General features: G+C 72.9%; 19 protein-coding genes. 12 read left to right on the forward strand and 7 right to left on the reverse strand.

Annotated elements, in window-relative coordinates; all coding sequences use genetic code 11:
• The first annotated feature begins 3 nt into the window (after positions 1-3).
• From AB0F61_RS00160 to AB0F61_RS00170, 3 genes are read left to right on the forward strand one after another with little or no spacing between them, the layout of a single operon-like run.
• On the forward strand, positions 4-489 hold the full coding sequence (locus AB0F61_RS00160) for an NUDIX domain-containing protein (RefSeq protein WP_357801528.1): 486 nt from the start codon (positions 4-6) through the stop codon (positions 487-489).
• Positions 483-1,295, forward strand: a complete 813-nt coding sequence (locus AB0F61_RS00165; protein WP_357801530.1) for a ribonuclease HII — start codon at positions 483-485, stop codon at positions 1,293-1,295. Before AB0F61_RS00160 ends, AB0F61_RS00165 begins: the two co-directional genes overlap by 7 nt.
• Entirely contained in the window at positions 1,292-1,615 is a 324-nt protein-coding gene (locus tag AB0F61_RS00170) for a DUF2469 domain-containing protein (RefSeq protein WP_007075222.1), read from the forward strand. Before AB0F61_RS00165 ends, AB0F61_RS00170 begins: the two co-directional genes overlap by 4 nt.
• 59 nt (positions 1,616-1,674) lie before the next feature.
• Here AB0F61_RS00170 and AB0F61_RS00175 read toward each other — a convergent pair whose 3' ends face one another.
• Complete coding sequence (locus AB0F61_RS00175; protein ID WP_357801532.1) at positions 1,675-2,802, reverse strand: sulfite oxidase; 1,128 nt, start codon at positions 2,800-2,802, stop codon at positions 1,675-1,677.
• Between the two features lie 255 nt (positions 2,803-3,057).
• Here AB0F61_RS00175 and AB0F61_RS00180 point away from each other — a divergent pair, with 255 nt between their 5' ends.
• Positions 3,058-3,747 (forward strand): peptidoglycan DD-metalloendopeptidase family protein, encoded by a 690-nt coding sequence (locus tag AB0F61_RS00180; RefSeq protein WP_357801534.1) that lies wholly within the window; start codon positions 3,058-3,060, stop codon positions 3,745-3,747.
• On the opposite strand, the gene AB0F61_RS00185 is transcribed toward AB0F61_RS00180, so the two are convergent.
• The 5 genes from AB0F61_RS00185 to AB0F61_RS00205 all read right to left on the reverse strand — a co-directional run bounded on the left by AB0F61_RS00185 (position 3,668) and on the right by AB0F61_RS00205 (position 9,231).
• Positions 3,668-4,849: an aminotransferase class V-fold PLP-dependent enzyme gene (locus AB0F61_RS00185; RefSeq protein ID WP_357801536.1), complete on the reverse strand. Its 1,182-nt coding sequence runs from the start codon at positions 4,847-4,849 to the stop codon at positions 3,668-3,670. The genes AB0F61_RS00180 and AB0F61_RS00185 overlap by 80 nt on opposite strands.
• A gap of 43 nt (positions 4,850-4,892) precedes the next feature.
• Entirely contained in the window at positions 4,893-6,005 is a 1,113-nt protein-coding gene (locus AB0F61_RS00190) for a tyrosine-type recombinase/integrase (protein WP_357801537.1), read from the reverse strand.
• Positions 6,006-6,076: 71 nt separating this feature from the next.
• Positions 6,077-7,321 carry a DNA-processing protein DprA gene (locus tag AB0F61_RS00195; RefSeq protein ID WP_357801539.1) on the reverse strand — a complete coding sequence of 415 codons (1,245 nt, stop codon included), beginning with the start codon at positions 7,319-7,321 and terminating at the stop codon, positions 6,077-6,079.
• Positions 7,318-8,838 (reverse strand): YifB family Mg chelatase-like AAA ATPase, encoded by a 1,521-nt coding sequence (locus AB0F61_RS00200; RefSeq protein ID WP_357801541.1) that lies wholly within the window; start codon positions 8,836-8,838, stop codon positions 7,318-7,320. The genes AB0F61_RS00195 and AB0F61_RS00200 overlap by 4 nt, the downstream gene beginning before the upstream one ends.
• 33 nt (positions 8,839-8,871) lie before the next feature.
• Entirely contained in the window at positions 8,872-9,231 is a 360-nt protein-coding gene (locus AB0F61_RS00205; protein WP_355032957.1) for a YraN family protein, read from the reverse strand.
• Between the two features lie 188 nt (positions 9,232-9,419).
• Here AB0F61_RS00205 and AB0F61_RS00210 point away from each other — a divergent pair, with 188 nt between their 5' ends.
• The 5 genes from AB0F61_RS00210 to frr all read left to right on the forward strand — a co-directional run bounded on the left by AB0F61_RS00210 (position 9,420) and on the right by frr (position 14,438).
• Positions 9,420-10,559 carry a hypothetical protein gene (locus tag AB0F61_RS00210; RefSeq protein ID WP_357801543.1) on the forward strand — a complete coding sequence of 380 codons (1,140 nt, stop codon included), beginning with the start codon at positions 9,420-9,422 and terminating at the stop codon, positions 10,557-10,559.
• A 444-nt stretch (positions 10,560-11,003) separates the two neighbouring features.
• Entirely contained in the window at positions 11,004-11,906 is a 903-nt protein-coding gene (rpsB, locus tag AB0F61_RS00215) for a 30S ribosomal protein S2 (RefSeq protein ID WP_357801545.1), read from the forward strand.
• A 134-nt stretch (positions 11,907-12,040) separates the two neighbouring features.
• Entirely contained in the window at positions 12,041-12,868 is an 828-nt protein-coding gene (gene tsf, locus AB0F61_RS00220) for a translation elongation factor Ts (protein WP_357801546.1), read from the forward strand.
• Between the two features lie 161 nt (positions 12,869-13,029).
• Complete coding sequence (gene pyrH / locus AB0F61_RS00225) at positions 13,030-13,797, forward strand: UMP kinase (RefSeq protein WP_238433181.1); 768 nt, start codon at positions 13,030-13,032, stop codon at positions 13,795-13,797.
• An 83-nt stretch (positions 13,798-13,880) separates the two neighbouring features.
• On the forward strand, positions 13,881-14,438 hold the full coding sequence (frr, locus tag AB0F61_RS00230; RefSeq protein ID WP_204943784.1) for a ribosome recycling factor: 558 nt from the start codon (positions 13,881-13,883) through the stop codon (positions 14,436-14,438).
• 75 nt (positions 14,439-14,513) lie between these two features.
• Here frr and AB0F61_RS00235 read toward each other — a convergent pair whose 3' ends face one another.
• Positions 14,514-14,957 carry a hypothetical protein gene (locus AB0F61_RS00235; protein WP_357801549.1) on the reverse strand — a complete coding sequence of 148 codons (444 nt, stop codon included), beginning with the start codon at positions 14,955-14,957 and terminating at the stop codon, positions 14,514-14,516.
• 444 nt (positions 14,958-15,401) lie between these two features.
• Between AB0F61_RS00235 and AB0F61_RS00240 the strand changes: the two genes are divergently transcribed.
• The 3 genes from AB0F61_RS00240 (at position 15,402) to AB0F61_RS00250 (ending at position 19,367) form a co-directional block, all read left to right on the forward strand.
• A complete protein-coding gene (locus tag AB0F61_RS00240) occupies positions 15,402-16,841 on the forward strand; it encodes a phosphatidate cytidylyltransferase (RefSeq protein ID WP_357801550.1) in 1,440 nt (479 codons plus the stop codon).
• Positions 16,842-16,945: 104 nt separating this feature from the next.
• Complete coding sequence (gene rlmN / locus AB0F61_RS00245) at positions 16,946-18,103, forward strand: 23S rRNA (adenine(2503)-C(2))-methyltransferase RlmN (protein WP_357801552.1); 1,158 nt, start codon at positions 16,946-16,948, stop codon at positions 18,101-18,103.
• Between the two features lie 31 nt (positions 18,104-18,134).
• Complete coding sequence (locus AB0F61_RS00250; RefSeq protein WP_357801554.1) at positions 18,135-19,367, forward strand: DivIVA domain-containing protein; 1,233 nt, start codon at positions 18,135-18,137, stop codon at positions 19,365-19,367.
• Positions 19,368-19,373 lie beyond the last annotated feature (6 nt).

A 19,373-nucleotide genomic window follows, 5' to 3' on the forward strand; every position in this document is an offset into this window, starting at 1 on the left:
GCGGTGACCGTCTACACCCCTCGACGCGCGGCCCGCGTGCTGCTCGTCGACGCGGCCGGCAAGGTCCTGCTGTTCGAGGGCTTCGACCCGGCTCGACCAGGGCACCGCTACTGGTTCACCCCGGGCGGTGGGCTCGACCCGGGGGAGACGCCGGCGGTGGGCGCGGCCCGAGAGCTGGCCGAGGAGACCGGGTTGCGGCTCGACCCGGCCGAGTTGGGCGAGCCGGTCTGGTCCGACACGACCGAGTTCTCGTTCGACGGCATGTGGTATCGCCAGGTGCAGGATTTCTTCCTCCTCCGGGTGCCGTCCTGGCAGGTGGACACGGCCGGCTTCAACGACGTCGAGCAGCGCAGCATCGCCGGCCACCGCTGGTGGCTTCCCGACGACCTGGCGGCCAGCGGTGACCGCTTCTACCCCGCCGAGCTGCCCGCCCTGCTGACCCGGTTGGGGCAGTCGACCGTCACCGCCCGCAGGGAGGCGTCGTGCTGACCCCACCGCGCACCGTCGTGCGCCGCGAGGCCGGCCTGTACGCCCTGGAGCGGGCGCTGCAACGGCGCGGCTTCCGGCACGTCGCCGGTGCCGACGAGGCGGGCCGGGGCGCCTGTGCCGGTCCGCTCGTCGCCGCCGCCGCTGTGCTGCCCGAAGGCCGGCGCGGCGAGATCGAGGGGCTGGCCGACTCGAAGCTGCTCACCCCGGCCAGCCGGGAACGGGTGTACGCCGAGGTGGTGGACCGCGCGCTCGCGTACGCCGTGGTGGTCATCCCCGCCGAGGAGGTCGACGCCCGGGGGCTGCACGTGTGCAACCTGGCCGCGATGCGCCGGGCGCTCGCCTCACTCACCACCCGACCGGAGTACGTGCTGACCGACGGCTTCGGCGTGGACGGCCTGGGCGTGCCGGGGCTGGCGGTGTGGAAGGGTGACCGGGTGGCGGCGTGCGTGGCGGCGGCCAGCGTCCTCGCCAAGGTCACCAGGGACCGGATGATGGTGGAGCTGGACGGGGTGTTCCCGGCGTACGGCTTCGCCGAGCACAAGGGTTACATCACCCCGGAACACTCGGCGGCGCTGCGCGAGCACGGGCCGTGCCGGGAGCACCGGTTCTCGTACGTCAATGTCGCAGCGGTCTCCGGCCGCGACGGACGGCCGCCGCGCGCCCGACGGCCCGGCGGCCACGCGCTGGAAGAGCCGATGGAGCGCTCCGGGGCGTCAGGGGGTACCGTCGGCGTGGCGTTGGGCGAGCAGCCTCGGCCTCCGACGTCGGTGGGGGAAGATGTGGCCATGGAAGGCGGAGTGCGATGAGCGCGGAAGATCTCGAGAAGTACGAGACCGAGATGGAGCTGCAGCTCTACCGGGAGTACCGCGACATTGTCCGCCAATTCTCGTACGTGGTGGAGACGGAGCGTCGGTTCTACCTGGCCAACCAGGTTGACCTGCACGTGCGCAACTCCGACGGCGAGGTCTACTTCGAGGTCGAGATGCACGACGCCTGGGTGTGGGACATGTACCGTCCTGCCCGTTTCGTCAAGAACGTCCGAGTGATGACGTTCAAGGACGTCAACGTCGAGGAGCTGGAGAAGCCCGACATCTCCTTGCCCGCCGACTCCGGCTTCGGCGGCTGACCGCAGCCACAGCGCTCGGCCACGCCGCGGGCCCCCACCCGTGGCGCAGCACCTGCCGGTCACTCGGCCGGCACCACGACCTCGACCCGCTGCACCAGATTGTTGGCGAAGCCGCCACGGTTCCACGGCTGCTCGACCGGCTGGGTCCGTCCGGACGCGTCGGTCGCCCGCGCACCCAGCACGTACCGGCCCGGGGTGGCGGTCCACTCGTACCGCCAGCGCCGCCAGGCGAAGTCACCGCCGTCCGCCGGGCCCAGCTCGGCCGGCGACCAGCTCTGCCCACCGTCGGTGGTGACCTCCACGGCGACCACCGGTGCGTGCCCCGACCAGGCCCGACCGTCCAGTGTGCACGCGCCGGCCCGCACGACCCGGCGACGGGACATGAAGTCGGGAAAGCCGGGCGGTCGGACCAGCGCACGCGGCTCGATCCGGGTCACCGGGACACCCGGGTCGTCGGCGTCGGTGCGCACCCGGTAGGCGACCGCGTTCTGGTAACCCTCGAACGGCTCGGTCCGGACCTCGACGGAGTGCAGCCACTTCACGTGCGCCATGCCGTACCAGCCCGGCACGATCAGCCGCAGCGGCGCCCCGTGCTGCGGCAGCAGGGGAGCGCCGTTCATCTCGTACGCCAGCAGCACCTCGTCGCGCAGCGCGTCGGCGACCGGAAGCGCCCGCTGGTAGTCCTGCTCGATCCCGCGCTCGACGCCGTGGTCGGCACCGGTGAAGACCACGTCCACCGCGTCCGGGCCGAGGCCGGCCTCCCGCAGCAGCGGAGCGAGGGGGGTGCCGGTCCACTCGGCGTTGCCGACCGCCTCGACCAGCCACGGCTGGCTGACCGGCCGGGGATGCAGCAGGGCCCGGCCGTTGCCGGCACACTCAAGCGTCACCCGGTGGGTGACCCGCGGCCGTTCGCGCAGCTCGGCGAGCGTGACCGTCAGCGGCCGGTCCACCACGCCGCCGATGGTGAGCGCGTGCGTCGCCGCGTCCAGCTCCGGAATGTCGTAGTGGATCAGCAGATAGTGCAGCCCGGCCGGGGTGACGTCGTAGCGCAGCGCCTCCAACGGGATGCCGTGGTTGCGGGCGGCGAGCTGCAGCTCCTCGGCGCTGATCGCCTCGTCCGGCCCCGCGAGCCGGGACGGGCCGCTCACGTCGGCCACCGTCGGCGTCCGGTCATCGACAGTGGTCATGGCTGGGCCTCCCCGGTCCACACGGCGGCACCCGCCGCACGCGGCCCAGCCTAGGCCCTCCGTCAGCGCTGGAAAACGGCCCCGCCGTGCCGGCCGGCGCCGCGACGTCCGAGCGGCTCACCAGCGAGGAGACGCGCTCGTCCAGGCATAGCAGATCACCGAAGCCGCTGGGTGGTCGTCCACAGGGCCCCCGGTTGTCCACAGCTCCGTCGACCGGGCTGGCGAACGGCACGTCTCCGGCCGGAGGCTGCCGTCATGCGACAGCCATCCGCCGCCCGTGTCGGCTCGACCCGCCGTGCCCTGCCGCTCCGCGCCGCGCTTCCCCTCGCGCTGATCGTCCAGCTCTGCGGGCTGGCCGTGCTGGTCGCGGCGGTGCCTCGCCGCCCACCGGCGTCGACAGTGCCGGTCGCGGCCCTGGCGTCCGACCCGACGCCCGCCGGGCGGTTCCGCTGGCCGGTCGACGGGCCGCCTCGTCCGGTGCGCCGGTTCGACCCGCCGCCCCGGCCGTGGCTGCCCGGCCACCGGGGTGTCGACCTGGCCGCCCCGGCCGGCGCGGTGGTCCGCAGCGCCGGGCCGGGCACCGTGCTCTTCGCCGGCCTGGTGGCCGGCCGGCCGGTGATCACCGTGGGGCACGCCGACGGGCTGCGGACCACCCACGAGCCGGTTCAACCGGCGGTACGCCCCGGTCAGCCGGTCGCCGCCGGCACGCCACTGGGTGAGCTGCTACCCGGACATCCGGGTTGCCCGGCCGACGCCTGCCTGCACTGGGGTCTGCGCCGTGGCCCGGACTACCTGGACCCGCTGGCACTGCTCGGCCTCGGCCCGGTGCGACTGCTCCCGGTCGGGGCAGCGGACGCCCGTGAGGTCAGCGCTGGGCGAGCAGCGCCGGCAGCCGCACGGCCAGCCGCTCGTACTCGTCGGCGGTGTTGTAGACCTGACCGGTGAGCCGCAGCCACCCCCGGCCGTTCCAGCTCATCACCGCCACCTCGGCGGAGAGGCGCTCACCGATCCGCGTCTGCAACGCCCGCGCCGCGTCGATGGTGGCGGCCAGGCCGGCCGGCAACGGAATGAGGCGCAGAGACACCCCCGGCCCGCCGGGGTCGGGCAGGTGGGCGGGAGGCACCCCGAGCGCGTCCCCCACCACCCGCTGGCCGTACGCGGCGAGCGCGGCGTTGTGCGCCCGCACCCGGTCGACGCCGAGGCTGCGCAACGTGAACAGCCCCGCCGGGGCGGCCAACCAGGACGTGTAGTCCAGAGTCGCCTGCCACTCGATCCGGGCCGGGAAACCCGACTCCTGCTCCCAGGAGACCACAAGCGGCTCGATCCGGTCCCGCCAGCGCGGTGCCACCGCCAGCAGGGCGGTCCCGCGTGGGGCGTACGCCCACTTGTGCAGGTTGCCTACCCAGAAGTCGGCACCGATGCCGCTGACCGGGGTGGCGAGCATTCCGGGGGCGTGTGCGGCGTCCACCAGGACCGGTACGCCGTGTTCGCGGGCCGCCCCCACGATGGCGGCGACCGGGAAGAGCTTCGCGGTGGCCGAGGTGAGCTGGTCGACGACGAGCAGCCGGGTCCGTCCGGGGCGCAGGCCGGCGCGGATGATCTGCACGATCTGCTCGTCGGTGGCGGCCAACGGGATCGGCAGGACCCGGCCGACCGCACCGGTGCGGCGACACTCACGTTGGATGGCGAGGCTCACCGCCCCGTACCCGTGGTCGGTGCTGAGCACCTCGTCGCCGGGTTGCAGGCCCAGCGACTGCAGGACCACTGCGACACCTGTGGTGGTGTTGCCCACCAGGGCACTGCCGTCCGGGTCGGCGCCGAGGAACCCGGCGAGGTGCCGGCGGGTGTGCGCGATCCGGTCGACCAACCCCTGGGTGAAGAAGCGCAGGGGGTTGGCCTCCATCTCGTCGCGCAGCCGCTGCTGCGCTCGCTGCACGGCGATCGGGACCGCGCCGAACGAGCCGTGGTTGAGATGGCTGACCGCCGGGTCGAGCGAGAAGAGCAGGCGGGCGCCCGGGATCGGCTCAGGGGGCTGCGGGACGCTCACTTGATGATCGTAACCGTCGGGGTCGTTCGCCTCCGGCGGTCGATCAGGCGCGCGGGTGGGCCTGGCGGTACGCGGCGCGCAGGCGCTCCACCGAGACGTGCGTGTAGATCTGCGTGCTGGCCAGCGACGAGTGGCCCAGCAACTCCTGCACGGCGCGCAGGTCCGCGCCACCCTCCAGCAGGTGGGTGGCCGCGGAGTGCCGCAGACCGTGTGGGCTGGTCCGGGGCAGCCCGGCGGCCTCGGCGTAGCCGCCGACGATCTGCCGGGCGGTCGTCGGGTTGAGCCGCCCGCCCCGGGCGCCGAGCAGCAGCGCGTCGCCGGAGCGGCTGCCCACAAGTGCCGGGCGCCCCCGGCGCAGCCAGTCGTCAAGGGCCCGTTGGGCGGGCACCCCGTACGGCACCGAGCGCTCCCGCCCGCCCTTGCCGAACACCCGGATCACCCGCCTCCCGTGGTCGACGTCGCCGACGTCCAACCCGCAGGCCTCGCTGACCCGTACCCCGGTCGCGTAGAGCAACTCCAGGAGCACCCGGTCACGCAGCGGCACCGCCTCCGTCGCGGTGTCCTCCGCCGCGGTGTCCTCTGTCGCACCCGATGGTGGCGTGGTCGCGAGCGGGGCCTGCTCGGCCGGTGCCTCGCCCGGTCGTGGTGCGGCCGATGGCGCGGCCGTGCGCGGGGCCTGCTCGGCCGGTGCCTCGCCCGGTCGTGGTGCGGCCGTGCGCGGGGTCTGTCGGGCCGGTGCCTCGACCAGAGCGGCGGCCTGGTCGGCGCGCAGGACGGCGGGCAGCTCCCGGTGCGCCCGAGGGCTGGCCAGCGCGGCCCCCACGTCGGCGGGGAGCAGCCCGGCCCGGTGCGCCCAGGCGCTGAACGCCCGCGCCGACGCGGCCCGCCGGGCCAACGACGTGCGGGCCGCACCGGTGGTGCGCTGCCGCGCCAACCAGCTCCGCAACACCGACAGGTCCAGGTCGGCGAGGTCGACGCAGCCCATCCGTACGGCGTGGTCGAGCAGCGAGACGAGATCGGTGACGTACGCGCGGACGGTGTGCGCCGACCGGTTACGCACCCGGGACAGGTGCTCGGCGAAGTCGTCGACCGCCTCGCGCAACGCTGGCGGCAGCGCCTGGTGCAGGGCCCGGGTGCCCCGGTCGGGCCGGCTCATCGCCGCCGCACCAGCCTGCTGGTCGGCTCATCGGCCCTGACACCCGTACTGACAACCGGCACGGCACCAGCCTACGGCCGTTGGTCTCCCGTCAGCGGCTGCGCGGTACCGGTGTTCGTCGACCCTGGCTGTCGGGCACCTTTCGGTTTGGCGGGCGGGGTGAGGGCGTAGCCGTCGTCTCGACGGACCACCATGGACAGCTCCTCCAGCAGGGACAGTTTGCGCAGCGCGGTCCGTACGTCGACACCCGCGCGGGCGGCGAGCCGGTCCACGCCCATCGCCCGTCGGCGGGGCAACACCTCCAGCAGTGACCGCGCTTCGTCGTCCAGCGCGTCGGCGAGACGCTGCGGGCCGCGCGCCAGCGGGGCCAGGTCCGCGCCGATCCGTCCCACCTCCTCGAGCACGTGCGCCACCCCGGTGACCAGCCGAGCCTTGGGAAACTCGCGGAGCAGCTCGTGCGCGCCGACGGACATCGCCGAGGTCACCGGCCCAGGCACCACCATGGCCACCCGATTGGTGTAGATGGCCCGCCGGGCGGTCTGCGTCGCACCACTGCGCGCCGACGCCTCGACCACAACGGTGCCCAGGGTGCCTCCGGCGATCACCCGGTTGCGGATCAGAAACCGGGGCCGCAACGGGTCGGCGCCCGGCGGCCACTCGCTGACCAGCAGCCCGGTGTCAGCGATCCGGTCGAAGAGCGCGGCGTTGCCCATCGGATACGGCCGGTCCAACCCACAGGCGAGCACCGCGACGGTCAGGCCGCCCGCGTTCAGGGCACCCCGGTGAGCGGCGGCGTCGATGCCGAACGCGCCACCGGAGACGACCGTCCAGTCCCGTTCGGCCAGGCCGTATCCCAGCTCGGTCGCGACGTGCTGGCCGTAGCCGGTGGCCGCCCGCGCTCCGACCACCGCCACCGAACGATCCAGCGCCTCACCGAGCGGCCAGCCCCCGCGTACCCAGAAGCAGAGCGGTGGGGCGGTCTCACCGTCCACCCGGCGGGTGACGTCCGGCAGGCGCAGCGTGGACAGGCCCGCCACCCGTGCCGGCCACTCCTCGTCGTCAGGTGTGACCAGGCGGGCACCGAGCCGGTCCGCCCGCTCCAGCGCCTCGGCCGCCACCGCGCGGGCATCGCCGGCCGCCGAGCGGGCGGCCACCGTGGTGTGCAGCCAGCCGTCCGGGCTGCCGCCGTCGAGCAGCAGGTCCAGGGTCGCCACCGGGCCGAGCCGTTCGACAAGTTGGTGCACCACGCGGGTGCCCGGTTCAGCCAGCCAGGTCAGTGCGACCCGGGCAAGCCTGCGTTCGTCATCGGCGCTCACGTCGTCTCTCCCGTCCGTAGTTGAAGCGCCTCCCGGACGTCGTCCAGGTCTGGTCGGTCCCGACCGTCCAGGTCAGCGATGGTCCAGGCCATCCGGATCACCCGGTCGAAGCCGCGCGCCGACAGCGAGCCCGAGTCGAGCCGGCCACGCAGCTCGGCGGTGACCCGGGCGGGCAGCCGCCACGGCGGTCGACGTAGGTGCGGGCCTTCCACCTCGGCGTTCAGCCGCCGGCCGAGGCCGGCCCAGCGGGTGGCCGCCGCCTGCCGGGCGGCCGACACCCGGGCGGCGACCGTCGCCGAGGGCTCGACGCCGCCGTCGGGTGCCATCAACTCCGCCGCCCGCACCGGCATCAACCGCACCTGTACGTCGATCCGGTCGAGCAGTGGCCCGGAGAGCCGGCCCAGATAGCGGCGGCGGGCCAGCGGGGTGCACTCACAGTGCGCGTCGCCTGCCGGTTTTGCACAAGGGCATGGATTGGCGGCCAGGACCAACTGGGTGCGGGCCGGATAGACAGTGCCGCCCCCGCTGCGACTGAGCTGGATGCGGCCGTCTTCCAGCGGTTGGCGCAGCGCCTCCAACGCGCCCTTGCTGAACTCGGGGGCCTCGTCGAGGAAGAGCACGCCGCGATGCGCCAGCGACACCGCGCCGGGTCGGGCCAGCCCGGAGCCGCCACCGACAAGCGACGCCACGGTCGCGGTGTGGTGCGGCGCCTGGAACGGTGGGCGACGCAGCAACCGACCACCCGGCGGCAGCAGCCCGGCGACCGAATGCAGGGCGGTGACCTCCAGCGCCGCGTCGTCGTCCAGCTCGGGCAGGATCGACGGCAGTCGCTCGGCGAGCATCGTCTTGCCGGCGCCCGGGGGCCCGAGCAGCGCCACGTGGTGCCCGCCCGCCGCGGCGACCTCCAACGCGCGCCTACCCATCTGTTGTCCGGCGACGTCGGCGAGATCCGGTCCGTCGACGACAGGTGTCGGGGTGGCCTCCGGCGGCTCGATGAGCGGGGCGCCGTCCCGCACGAACGCGACCAGCCGGTGCAGGGAGTCCACCGCTCGCACCCGTACCCCGGGGATGACCGCCGCCTCGGCGGCGTTGCCGACCGGGACGATCACCCGCCCGACGCCGGCCTGGGCCGCGGCGGCGACCATCGGGAGCACGCCGCGTACCGGCCGGACCGTGCCGTCCAACCCCAACTCGCCGAGGACCACCACCCCCTCCAGGGGGAGCAGCGGCAGCTCACCCGAGCCGCCCAGGAGAGCCGCGGCGATGGCCAGATCGAAGGCCGAGCCGAACTTCGGCAGCGTCGCGGGCAGCAGGTTGAGGGTGATCCGACGGTTGGGCCAGCGCTGGCCGGAGTTGACCACGGCCGCGCGGACGCGGTCGCGGGCCTCGTGCAGGGCGGTGTCCGGCAGGCCGGAGATCACCACAGCCGGCAGGCCGGCGGCCAGGTCGGCCTCCACCTCGACCAGGTGGCCGGTGACCCCGACCAGCCCGACGCAGAGCACCTTCGCGTAGCTCACGGCGCCGTCACCGATCCTTGCGAGTGCGGCATCTCAGAACGCGCCCTTGAGGTGGTCGACCCGCGCCGGACCGGCGTCGGGCAGCCGCACCGACAGCACGTCGAACCGCACCTCGTCGGCGGTCGTGCCGGTCTCGGTCAGCCAGCGCGCGGCGAGCCCTCGCAGCCGGCGGGCCTTGGCCGGCACGACCGCCTCGGCGGGGGTGCCGAAGTCGTCGCCCCGGCGGGTCTTCACCTCGCAGAAGGCGAGCACCGGCCCGTCCCACGCGATGATGTCGATCTCCCCGGCCGGGCAGCGCCAGTTTCGGGCGATCGGGCGCAGACCGGCCTCGGTCAGGTGCCGGGCGGCGCACCGCTCGCCGTACGCGCCGACCGCCTGGTTCCGCTTCGTCATGCCCGGAACCGTGCCCGCCCGGGTACCGGCGCGGCTAGCCCGGCGGTGGCCCGGCTGTGGACAACGGGCGCCCTGTGGACAACCGGACGATCATGCCCGCGCTGTGCTACCGCGCCCCGACCGGCGGCCGGCGCAACCCGGGCGGGGTGAAATGGCGCGGGCGCAGCCGGTCGCATACGGTGCCTGACGTGGACGGACGACGGAGCTTTCCGGAAGATCAGGAGTCACGCTGGTACCCCGACGAGCGGGGTCCCGGTTACGGCGAGTCGGAGTGGCGCGGCACCGGCGAACCGCGCTACCGGGACAGTGAGGTCCCCGAGCAGCGTGGCACCGACGAGGGCCGCTCCGTCGAGGACACCGGTGTCGGCCGACGCCGGGAACCAGACTCCGGCCGCTTCGGCGCGGTCGACGCGGGTCGCTTCGGCGGTACGCCCGAGTCGGACCCCGCTCGGCTGAGTGCGGTGGATCCGGGCCGTTTCGGCGGTACGCCCGAACCGGAATCGGGTCGCTTCAGCGCCGTGGGTGCCCCGCAGCCGGTTCGATTCGGTACGCCCGAGCCCGATTCCGGGCGGTTTGGTGCGGTCGACCCGGTGGGGGACGGACGGTTTGGTGCGCCTGAGCCCGACTCCGGGCGGTTTGGCGCGGTCGACCCGCTGGGGGACGGACGTCCGGAGACCGACGGATACCGGGCGACCCGCTCGCGGAGGGCGGATCGGGACCCGTCGGAGATCTCCGGTGAGTTGCCAGGTCGGCGGGCCGCCCGGGAGTCGGCCGCTACCGGGTCCCCGCTGAGCGGTCCCGCGCCGGAGGCCGCCCGTGACACTCCGTCGACGGCCGTCACGCCGGGCGGTGTGTTCGCCGATCAGGCCCGTCCCGCCCCGCTCGCCGGCTATCCGATCATCGAGCCGGCCCGGGCCGGCGACACGCCGAACCCCCTGGAGATGCCGACCGGCCCGATGCCGGGGATCGGCCCTCGCCCCGACCTGCCCACCGCGGAGCCGCCGTCGTACGCCCCGGTGGCCGACGGTGTCTACCGGACCCGCCGGCCGGTGCTGGCCGTGCTCTTCGCGCTGCTCGTGCTGATCTTCGAGATCCCCGCGCTGCGGGTGCTGCTGGCGGGCGTGACCGGCGATCCGGTGGACGCCGGGAACGTGGTGGTGGGTATCGCCCTGGTCGCCGGGCTGCCGATCTTCGCGACCGGCCTCTACGGGCTGCGAACCGGAGGTCTGGCGCTCGCCGACGGTGGTCGGGGCTGGTTGCGCCCGCCCACTGCCTACCTGACCGTCGGTCTGGTGCTCTTCCTCGCCGCCGCACTCGCGGCTGGCTGACCCACGGCCGACTCCGTCGCGACCCGGCCCCCCGGCCGCGAACCCGCCCGCCGGGTCATGGTCGCGACCCGGCTCCCCGGCCGCGAACCCGCCCGCCGGGTCATGGTCGACTCGGTTTTCAGGAAATCGCGGTGTCCGGGTCGGCGGGAAGCGACGGTTTTCAGGAACGCGAGTTGATCACCGCGGTCGCCGTGGGGCGCCGCGCCGATCGCCGTGGCCTGGCTCCGCACCCCGGGGCGGCTGGACGGGTGAGGGGCGTACACTTGCCAATTGGCGACCGCCTCGTGCGGTCGACCTCGCGCGCCCTCTTCACGAATCGTCGTGGAGCGACGGCCTCCCTGGTCCCGATCTTGGTCGGGTCCACCATGGGTCGGCGACCAGGCGCCAGGACGCCCGGCCACCGGCCGGGCGTGACAACCAGGGATCTTGAGGAGTACCCCCACCATGGCCGTCGTGACCATGCGCCAGCTGCTGGAGAGCGGTGTCCACTTCGGGCACCAGACCCGGCGCTGGAACCCGAAGATGAAGCGCTTCATCATGACCGAGCGCAACGGCATCTACATCATCGACCTGCGCCAGACCCTCGAGTACATCGAGAAGGCGTACGAGTTCGTGCGTGGGACCGTCGCCGAGGGTGGCAGCATCCTGTTCGTCGGCACCAAGAAGCAGGCCCAGGAAGCGATCGCCGAGCAGGCGACCCGGGTCGGCCAGCCGTACGTCAACCACCGTTGGCTCGGCGGCATGCTCACCAACTTCCAGACGGTGTACAAGCGGCTCCAGCGGATGAAGGAGCTGGAGGGTCTGGGTGACCTCAGCGGCACCGCCGCCGGTTACACCAAGAAGGAGACCCTGCAGCTCTCCCGCGAGAAGATCAAGCTGACCCGCACCCTCGGTGGTCTGCGGGACATGCAGAAGCTTCCCGCCGCGGTCTGGATCGTCGACACCAAGAAGGAGCACATCGCCGTCGACGAGGCCCGCAAGCTGGGCATCCCGGTGATCGCGGTGCTGGACACCAACTGTGACCCGGACGAGGTCGACTTCCCGATCCCGGGCAACGACGACGCGATCCGCTCGGCCGAGCTGCTGACCAAGGTCGTCGCCGCCGCCGTCGCGGATGGTCTGATCGCGCGTTCCGGCCGCCGCCGGGGCAACGACGAGAAGCCCGAGGGTGTCGCGAGCGACGAGCCGCTGACCGAGTGGGAGCGCGAGCTGCTGGAGCCGAAGAAGGCCGACGAGTCGGCCGCCCCGGCCGAGCAGCCCGCCGCTGCCGCCGCCGAGCAGCCGGCCAGCCCGGAGCAGCCGGCGCAGGCCGCCACCGAGCAGCCGGCGGCCGCGACCGCGGAGTGATCGCACCGTCGCTGCCCCGCCGTCCGTTTTCGCGGACGGCGGGCAGCGGCGGTACGCCGGGCACGATTCGCCCGGATCCGGGTAACCGGCACCTCTGACCATCCACACGCCGTCTCAACACCGAAGAGAGAGCCATGTCCCAAATCACCGCCGCGGACGTCAAGAAGCTCCGCGACCTCACCGGCGCCGGCATGATGGACAGCAAGAAGGCGCTGACCGAGGCCGAGGGCGACTTCGACAAGGCCGTCGAGATCCTGCGCGTCAAGGGCGCCAAGGACGTTGGCAAGCGGGCCGGCCGTACGGCCGCCAACGGCCTGGTCGCCCACTCCGGCAAGGCGCTGCTGGAGCTCAACTGCGAGACCGACTTCGTCGCCAAGACCGAGTCGTTCATCGCGCTGGCTCAGCAGTTGGTCGAGCACGGCGAGCGCGCCGGCGTGAACAGCGCCGAGGAGCTGCTCGCCACCGAGCTCGACGGCAAGGTCGTCGCGGACCTGATCCAGGAGCAGTCCGCCAAGATCGGCGAGAAGCTGGTGCTCAACCGGTTCGCCCGGGTCGAGGGCACCACCGCCGTCTACCTGCACCGCAAGGCCCAGGACCTGCCGCCGGCCGTTGGTGTGCTGGTGTCGTACACCGGCAAGAGCGACGAGGCGGGTGACGCCGACGCCCGTGGCGTGGCCATGCAGATCGCCGCGATGCGGCCGAAGTACCTCACCCGGGACGAGGTTCCGGCCGAGGTCGTCGAGTCCGAGCGGCGCATCGCCGAGCAGACCGCCCGCGAGGAGAACAAGCCCGAGGCGGCCCTGCCGAAGATCATCGAGGGTCGGGTGAACTCCTTCTTCAAGGACTTCGTCCTGATCGAGCAGGCGTCCGTCGCCGACAACAAGAAGTCGGTGAAGCAGTTGCTGGCCGAGGCCGGCATCGAGGTCACCCGCTTCGTGCGGTTCGAGGTCGGCCAGGCCTGAGCCGCCATCGGGCGCCACGTGCGCCCGTGGGCAGAAGACGTCAACGAGGAGGCCGCCGGTGTACGTGACAGGCACCGCGGCCTCCTCGTCACATAGGGTCGGCAGCGGCAGGTTCGCGGTACGCGCCGCACGGGGCGTGCGCGTGGGGAAGGGCGGGGCGGATGACGCAGGTTGTGAGTGACCGGACGCTGGCGATGGACGATCCGACGGCACCGCCGCCGGGGCGCGCCCGCCGGGTGGTGCTGAAGCTCTCCGGTGAGGTGTTCGGTGGCGGCGCGATCGGCGTCGACCCGGACGTCGTCCAGGCCATCGCCCGGCAGATCGCCACAGTGGTCCGCCGCGGCGTGCAGGTCTCCGTGGTGGTCGGCGGCGGCAACTTCTTCCGCGGCGCGGAGCTGCAGAAGCGCGGGATGGACCGGGCCCGCGCCGACTACATGGGCATGCTCGGCACCGTGATGAACTGCCTCGCGTTGCAGGACTTCCTGGAGAAGGAAGGCATCGAGACCCGGGTGCAGAGCGCCATCACCATGGCCCAGGTCGCCGAGCCGTACATCCCGCTGCGGGCGATCCGGCACCTGGAGAAGGGCCGTGTGGTCATCTTCGGCGCGGGCGCGGGGATGCCGTACTTCTCCACCGACACGGTGGCCGCCCAGCGGGCTCTGGAGATCCGGGCCGACGTGGTGCTGATGAGCAAGAACGGCGTGGACGGCGTGTACACCGCCGACCCGCGGATCGATCCCACCGCCAGCAAGCTCGACTCGATCACCTTCTCCGAGGCGCTGCGCCGCAACCTGCGGGTTGCCGACGCGGCGGCGTTCAGCCTCTGCATGGAGAACGGCCTGCCGATGCTGGTCTTCGGCGCGCAGGGTGACGACACCATCATCCGCGCGGTGGGTGGCGACAAGATCGGCACCCTGATCACCGCCTGAGCCCCGCCGACGGCGACGGCAGCGGCGGCCCTGACGACTTTCAGCAGAGCCCACCACGAGCACAGAAGGAGGCGAGGAGACCGGTGATCGACGACACCCTCCTCGAGGCCGAGGAAAAGATGGAGCGTGCGGTTGAGCACGCCAAGGAGGAGTTCGGCGCCATCCGTACCGGTCGCGCCAACGCCGCCATGTTCTCCAAGGTCATCATCGACTACTACGGCACGCCCACTCCGCTGACCCAGATGGCGTCCATCGCGGTTCCCGAGCCGCGGATGGCCATCATCAAGCCGTACGACAACTCGCAGATCAATGCGATGGAGAAGGCGATCCGCGACTCGGACCTCGGGGTGAACCCGAACAACGAGGGCAACCAGTTGCGCATCCTGCTCCCGCAGATGACCGAGGAACGCCGCCGCGACATGATCAAGGTGGCCCGGCACAAGGGCGAGGAAGCCAAGGTGGCGATCCGCAACGTCCGCCGCCGTGGCAAGGAGGAGCTGGACCGGATCGTCAAGGACGGCGAGGCCGGCGAGGACGACGGTCGCCGTGCCGAGAAGGAACTCGACGACCTGACCCAGCGCTACGTGGCCAACATCGACGACCTGGTCAAGCACAAGGAAACCGAGCTGCTCGAGGTCTGAGGACCGACCGGCGTCCGCCGGGTGTGCAGTCGACGTGAGGCCCGATCCCGGTTCTGGGAGCGGGCCTCGTGCCGTCTACCGGGGGATCCGGACGGTACGGGTCGTCTCGGTCAGGGTCGTTCCGACGTACGCGTCGTGCAGCTCGAAGCGCACGGTGGCCCGACCCGGGTGTAGTACCGGGTCACCCCGGTAGAAACCCATCGAGATGCTGGCGGTGCCGCCGTCGCAGACGATCTCGCCGGCGCCGAGGCCGCTGGTGGCCCAGTAGGTCGGCAGGCCGTCCTGGGTCAGTGACGCCGACAGGAAGTACACGCCGGCCGGGCAGTTGCGCACCTCCCCCCGGGCGGTCGTGGCCGGGTACGCCGGCCCGGTGCCGTCGGGGCTCCCGTCGTACAGGTAGATCTCGCCGGCGCGGTGGTCGATCCTGATGCTGGCCGTCCGCGTCGCCGCGGTGGCCGGTGAGGCCACCGCCAGGACGAGGGCGGCAACCGTCAACACCGCCAGGCTGACTCTTCGCACGAGCGCTCCTTCCCCGCTGATGTGGTGTGAGCCGCCGGCGGAAGCCGGCACACGACAGCCGACCATCGATCGGCGGCGTGGGTCATCCCCTGTTCGCCCGGATGCTTGGTCGGATAGCCGTCGATGTCCCGACGGCGTTCGTCAGGGCGACGGTTGCGATCCTCGTGCCCGCCGGCCGGCGACCGCCGTCGCGGTAGCGCGGCGACCCGCCGGATCTCGCCCACCGCGACCCCGGAGGGGCTCCGACGGTCAGGGCGCCATCGTCCGCCTCGCCCCGCCGGCGGGTGCAGTAGGCTCGGCAGGATTCCCGGCCACCCGGCGGTGCACACCGGGAATCGACCGACCGTCGGGGCGGTCGAGCCGGAGGAACACAGTCGCGCGCGTGTAGGGGATGCTTGTGGTCTTGCGTCATGTGGTGGTACTCGTGCCGTGTCGCGGTGCGTGATGTCCCACCCCGACCCCTACACCGACGACCCGCGCGGCTGGGACCGGCCCGAGCGCCCGGTGGCCCTGCCCTGGCCCGAGCAGGAGCTTGAGGCGGGCCAGCGGAGTCGCCGTCCGGCCGCCGGGCCCGAGGTGTACGCCGAGCCACGCACCCGCCCGTACGCCGAGCCGTACCCGGCAGACCCGTACGACGAGCGCGGTCGGGCGGTCCGCCCGGACGACCGGGACCGTTTCGAGGACCGGGACCGGCGCGACCGTTTCGACGACCGGGACCGCTTCGAGGACGACCGGAACCATCCCGACCGTTTCGACGACCGGGGTCGCCCCGGCCGCTACGGCGACCGCCCGCCAGCGGGTGACGCTTCGCCACGTTACGCCGAGCCCGGGGCCGGCCAGCGTTACGACGACCGTGACGCCGCGCCGCACCTCGATGACCATGGTGGGCCGGTCCGCTACGACGACGACGCTGATTACCCGACCGCGCAGCTCGCGCCCATCGGGGCCGAGATCCTGCCCGACGAGGACCTGACGCCGGAGACCGAGCCGGAGCCGCCGGGCGGCCGACGGACGAAGGGTCGACGGCGGGCCACCCCCGACCGACCGGCCACCCAGCAGGCGGGCAACGGGCGGGCCGGCCGCAACCTGCCGGCGGCGATCGGTGTGGGGCTCGGCCTCGGTGCGCTGATCGTGGTGCCGCTGATCGTCTACCCGTTGGCGTTCCTGCCGGTGATCGCCGCCGCCGTCGCCGTTGGAAGCTGGGAGATGGCCCGGGCGGTCCGCCGCAGTGGCGCGCACCCGCCGCTGGTGCCGTTGATCGCCGGTGGTGTGCTGACCGTGGGTCTGGCCTGGTTCGCCGGCCCGGACGCGCTCAGCCTGGGGCTGCTGGTCACCGTGCTCGGCACCATGATCTGGCGGTTGGGTGACGGCCCGGCCGGCTTCCAGCGGGATGTCACAGCGGCCACCCTGATCGCCGTCTACGTGCCGTTCCTCGCCGGTTTCGCGGCGCTGCTCGCGGCGGCCCCCGACGACGGTTGGATGCGGATCCTGGCGACCCTGATCGCGGTGGTCCTCTCCGACACCGGCGGGTACGCGGCCGGCGTCTCGTTCGGTCGTCATCCGATGGCGCCGTCGATCAGCCCGAAGAAGTCCTGGGAGGGTTTCGCCGGTTCGGTCACCGCCGCGGCCCTGGGTAGCGCGTTGCTGCTGTGGCTGATGTTCGACCTGGCGCCCTGGTGGGGTGCCCTGTTCGGGGTGGCCGTCTCCTGCGCGGCGGTCCTCGGCGACCTGGCCGAGTCGATGATCAAGCGGGATCTCGGTGTGAAGGACATGAGCAACCTGCTGCCCGGCCACGGCGGCCTGATGGACCGACTGGACTCGATCCTGTTCGCGGTGCCGACGGCCTACCTGCTGCTGGCGATCTTCGTGCCGGTGGTGAACTGAGGTATGAATCACGGCGTCCTGGTCATCCGGCTCCGGCGGTCGCGGCCCGTTCGGCACCTCCGGACCGGCGGTTGCCGTCGAGGGCGTGACACACTGGACCAGCCATGACGAGCCTGCCGTTGATCCCCGCCCTCTCGGACGCCTCCGCCGCGCGCCGGGCCTCCATGCCGCCACGACACCTCGCCGATCTGGACCTGGCCGGCCGCCAGGCGCTGGTGACCGAGTTGGGTGAGCCGGCATTCCGCGCCAAGCAGGTTTCGAACCACTACTTCGGGCGGCTGGTCCGGGACCCGCAGGCGATGACCGACCTGCCCGCGGCGACCCGGCAGCGGTTGTCCGAGCAACTGCTGCCCACGCTGCTCACTCCGGTGCGTGAGTTGGCCTGCGACGACGGCGCGACCCGCAAGGCGCTCTGGAAGCTGCACGACGGTGCGCTCGTGGAGAGCGTGCTGATGGGCTATCCGGACCGGGTGACGGTCTGCATCTCCAGCCAGGCGGGCTGCGGGATGGCGTGCCCGTTCTGCGCGACCGGCCAGGCCGGGCTGACCCGCAACCTGTCCACCGCCGAGATCGTCGACCAGGCGGTGTATCTGGCCGGCGTGGCGGCCTCCGGTGCCGTGGCCGGCTCCCCGCCGCGGCTGTCACACGTCGTGTTCATGGGCATGGGCGAGCCGCTGGCCAACTACAACCGGGTCGTGGCGGCCATCCGCCGCCTGGTCAGCCCAGCTCCGGAGGGGCTCGGCCTGTCCCAGCGGCACATCACCGTTTCCACGGTCGGCCTGGTCCCGGCCATCCACCGACTGGCCAGCGAAGACCTCTCAGTGACCCTTGCGCTGTCGTTGCACGCCCCCGATGATGATCTGCGCGACGAACTCGTGCCGGTGAACCAGCGCTGGAAGGTAGCTGAGGTGCTGGACGCAGCGTGGGACTACGCCGCCCGGACGGGCCGTCGCGTGTCGATCGAGTACGCGATGATCAAGGACGTGAACGACCAGCCGTGGCGAGCCGACCTCCTCGGGCGGCTGCTGGCCGGCAAATTGACCCACGTGAACCTCATTCCACTCAATCCGACGCCGGGCAGCCGCTGGGACGCGAGCCCGAAGCCGGTCGAGCGGGAGTTCGTCCGTCGGTTGCGCGACGCCGGGGTGTCCACCACCGTACGGGACACCCGAGGTCGCGAGATCGACGGCGCGTGTGGTCAGCTCGCCGCCGCCGAGGACAACGACACCTTCACCGACCGCGCCGGAGAGGCACCGGCGTGACCGGGCGTGGCGAACGAGACCAGGAGACATAGTGGCGAGTCAGGGTCAGCGTTTCCGGCGCAAGGCGCTCCGCCGGGGATACAAGGTCGACGAGGTGGATGCCTTCCTCGACCGGGTCGAGGCGACGCTCGACGGCCGACAGGTCGGCGCTCCGGTGGCCTCCCAGGAGGTCCACGACGTCGTCTTCCGGGTCCGCTTCAACGGCTACGACGAGTGGCAGGTCGACCTGCACCTGGACCGGGTCGAGCGGCAGTTGGCCGAACTTGAGGAGCGCACCAGCGCCGGTCGCGGTGGCGACCCCCGAATGGGTGACCGGATGGGTCCACCGGACCGCATGGGGCCACCGATGCGCGATGACCGGGGCATGATGCCGCAGCCGATGCCGCCCCGGCCGATGCCCGCGCAGGCCGGTCCGCCCGCCGATCGCTACGGCCGCTACGACGAGCCGACAGGTGCCTTCACCGGTGGGTACGACGCCCCCCGGGGCGGCTACGACGCGCCGCGAGGCCCGGCCGGTCCCGGCCCGATGGGCCCGGGCGGCCCGATGGGTCCCGGCCCGATGGCGGGCCACGGTGTTCCGCCGCGCAGCCTGCCCGCCGGCCCCAGTGGTTACGGCCCCGACGACCAGCGTGCGCCCGGCGGGTACGGCCCGGACGACCAGCGTGCGCCTAGCGGGTACCCGGATGACCAGCGCTCTCCCGGCGGGTACGGTCCGGACGATCACCGCTCTCCGGGCGGGTACGGTCCGGACGACCAGCGTGCGCCCGGCGGCTATCCCCCGGAGGAGCCACGCTTCGACGGTTTCGAGGCTGGACGGCACGGCCGCACCGACATGACCGCTGAGATCCGGATGCCGGAGCGGGACCTGCGCGACATGCGCCGGGGTCCCGCCGGTCCGCCTCCGCTGCCGCAGCAGGGCATCGGTGGGCCGCCGATGGCCGGTCCGCCCGCCGTCGCCGGTCCGCCGATGGGTGGCCCTCCGATGGGTGGCCCCCCGATGGCTGGCCCGCCCGGCAGCGATCTCTACCGGGTCGACCAGATCCGGCGGAGCTTCCAGGTGCGCCGGTTCGGCAGCGGGTACGACCCCGACCAGGTGGACCGGTTCTTCGACACCCTGCTCGGCGGCATGCAGCGCCGCAACCCGATGCCTGTCGACCCGAAGGATCTGGACACGCTCCGGTTCGGCCTGGTGCCCGGTGGCTACTTCGAGGCTGAGGTCGACGCCGCGCTCAAGGACGTGCAGGACATCCTCTTCGGGCGCTGACCCCGA

Origin of the sequence: Micromonospora sp. NPDC023888, assembly GCF_040639415.1 — a bacterium.
GTDB lineage: Bacteria > Actinomycetota > Actinomycetes > Mycobacteriales > Micromonosporaceae > Micromonospora.

Bases quoted from the DNA above. Each gene is read 5' to 3' on its own strand.
- AB0F61_RS00170 (WP_007075222.1), top strand. From the start codon at position 1,292: ATGAGCGCGGAAGATCTCGAGAAGTACGAGACCGAGATGGAGCTGCAG.
- AB0F61_RS00175 (WP_357801532.1), bottom strand. From the start codon at position 2,802: ATGACCACTGTCGATGACCGGACGCCGACGGTGGCCGACGTGAGCGGC.
- AB0F61_RS00180 (WP_357801534.1), top strand. From the start codon at position 3,058: ATGCGACAGCCATCCGCCGCCCGTGTCGGCTCGACCCGCCGTGCCCTG.
- AB0F61_RS00190 (WP_357801537.1), bottom strand. From the start codon at position 6,005: ATGAGCCGGCCCGACCGGGGCACCCGGGCCCTGCACCAGGCGCTGCCG.
- AB0F61_RS00205 (WP_355032957.1), bottom strand. From the start codon at position 9,231: ATGACGAAGCGGAACCAGGCGGTCGGCGCGTACGGCGAGCGGTGCGCC.
- rpsB (WP_357801545.1), top strand. From the start codon at position 11,004: ATGGCCGTCGTGACCATGCGCCAGCTGCTGGAGAGCGGTGTCCACTTC.
- tsf (WP_357801546.1), top strand. From the start codon at position 12,041: ATGTCCCAAATCACCGCCGCGGACGTCAAGAAGCTCCGCGACCTCACC.
- pyrH (WP_238433181.1), top strand. From the start codon at position 13,030: ATGACGCAGGTTGTGAGTGACCGGACGCTGGCGATGGACGATCCGACG.
- AB0F61_RS00240 (WP_357801550.1), top strand. From the start codon at position 15,402: ATGTCCCACCCCGACCCCTACACCGACGACCCGCGCGGCTGGGACCGG.
- rlmN (WP_357801552.1), top strand. From the start codon at position 16,946: ATGACGAGCCTGCCGTTGATCCCCGCCCTCTCGGACGCCTCCGCCGCG.